The sequence below is a fragment of the Aeromicrobium sp. PFPM2_SD2 genome, assembly GCF_057364525.1.
Genome location: NZ_JBNFNZ010000475.1, coordinates 1 through 1,857 on the forward strand (window position 1 = coordinate 1; position 1,857 = coordinate 1,857).

Consider the following 1,857-nt stretch of genomic DNA (forward strand, 5'->3'; position numbering starts at 1 on the left):
CCTGCGCCGCCTGGCGCCCGCGCACGACGTCGTCCTGCTGCACGACCCCGAGCTGCTGCTCGCCGCCGCCGGCACCACCGGCGACACCCCGGTGATCTGGGACGTCCACGAGGACTTCCCGGGTGCCGTCGAGTCGCGCGACTGGATCCCGCGGCCGCTCCGCCCGGTCGTCCGCGCCGCGGCGAAGGCCGCGCAGGACTGGGCCGAGCGCCGCTTCACGATCCTGCTGGCCGAGGACGGCTACGTGCCGCTGTTCCACGACGTGCACCCGGTCGTGCCCAACAGCACCCGTGTGCCCGAGCAGGTGTCGCCGCCGGCGTCGCGCCGCGTCGTCTACCTGGGCTCGGTGACCCGCTCGCGCGGCGTCGACATGCTCGTGGCGACCGCCCGGCTGCTGCGCGGCACCGCGACGGTGGACGTCTACGGTCCGGCCCACGACGGCACCGACGTGCTGCTGGAGCAGGCGCAGGCCGACGGGGCGCTGACCTGGCACGGCTTCACCCCCAACGACGTGGCCATGCGCGCGATCGAGGGCGCGGCGGTCGGCGTCTCGTTCGTCCGCGACGAGCCCAACTACCGCTTCAGCCGCCTGACCAAGCTCATGGAGTACCTGGCCCACGGCGTGCCGGTCGTGACCACGCCCCTGCCGACCGCGCAGGCCCTGGTCGAGGACTCGGCCGGCGGCGTGCTCGTCCCGTTCGAGGACCCGGCCGCCGCGGCCGCGGCGATCACCGCGCTGCTGGACGACGACGAGCGACGCCACGCGATGGCGTCCGCCGGGCACGCGTACGTGCTGGAGCACCACAACTGGAACCGCGACGCGCTCGACTTCGTCGCCCACGTGCGCCGGGCCGCGCGGGCCTGAGGACGTCGTGCGCCGACTCCCCCTGCTCGCGGCCGCCCTGCTGACGGCCCTCGTGCTCGCCGCCTGCTCGTCCCCGTCGCCGACCGAGCCGGATCGGCCGGCCCTGCCCTCGGACGGCTCGTCCTCGACGCTGACGCCGAACCCGGCGCAGGCGACGAAGGACCAGGTCCGGTACGCCGCGGGGCAGCGCTGCCACCAGCGCAAGGGACGCTCGGAGGTGCTGGCCTGCGAGCTCGGCGACCCCCGTGGCCGCGTCCACGTCGCCCTGGTCGGCGACTCCAAGACCGAGCAGTGGGTCTCGGCGTTCGACGCGCTCGGCCGCGAGCGCGGCTGGCGCGTCACCTCCATCACCAAGTCCGCGTGCGCGTTCACCGCGGCCCGCCTCGCCAGCGACGACGACCCCGTCAACCGCTCCTGCGAGGAGTGGAACACCCGCGTCCGCCGGGCCCTGGTCGCGCTCGCCCCCGACGCCGTGTTCACCGAGCTGTACAAGCTGCGGGTGCCCAAGGCCGGGCGCGACATCGACGGCGACGAGCAGCACGACCTCATGGTCGAGGGCCTGGTCGACGCCTACCGCGAGCTGGCCGACGCCGGCATCGCCACGGTGCTGCTGGACGCGGGCCCGCGCTCGGACGAGGACGTGCCCGCGTGCGTCCTGGCGCACGGCGACGACTCCCACGACTGCGACATCACCCAGGACGAGTACGACGACCCCGAGCTGCGCTTCCCGACCGTGTCGGCCGAGCGCGTCGTCGAGGAGGTCGGCCGCGCCCGGCTGGTGTCGGTCGAGGACGAGGTGTGCGGCGCGGACGGACCGCCGTGCGCGGTGGTGGGCGACGGGGTGCTGCGCTTCCGCGACTCGCACCACTTCACCCGCACGTACACGCTGCGGCTCGCGCCCGCGCTGGGCGACGAGGTCGCGGCGGCACTCGCCGACCTCGGCGTCCGCTGAGCCGCGCGGCGCGGGCTCAGGCGCGGGTGCGCTCGAGCTC

2 protein-coding genes are annotated in these 1,857 nt (G+C 75.3%); both read left to right on the forward strand.

Annotation, left to right across the window (positions count from 1 at the left end; all coding sequences use genetic code 11):
* Window positions 1–865 (forward strand): glycosyltransferase (locus AC2W7G_RS15255; RefSeq protein WP_485869187.1); only part of this gene is annotated, 865 nt, incomplete at its 5' end.
* A 7-nt stretch (window positions 866–872) separates the two neighbouring features.
* Window positions 873–1,817 carry an SGNH hydrolase domain-containing protein gene (locus AC2W7G_RS15260; RefSeq protein WP_485869188.1) on the forward strand — a complete coding sequence of 315 codons (945 nt, stop codon included), beginning with the start codon at window positions 873–875 and terminating at the stop codon, window positions 1,815–1,817.
* Window positions 1,818–1,857: the final 40 nt, after the last annotated feature.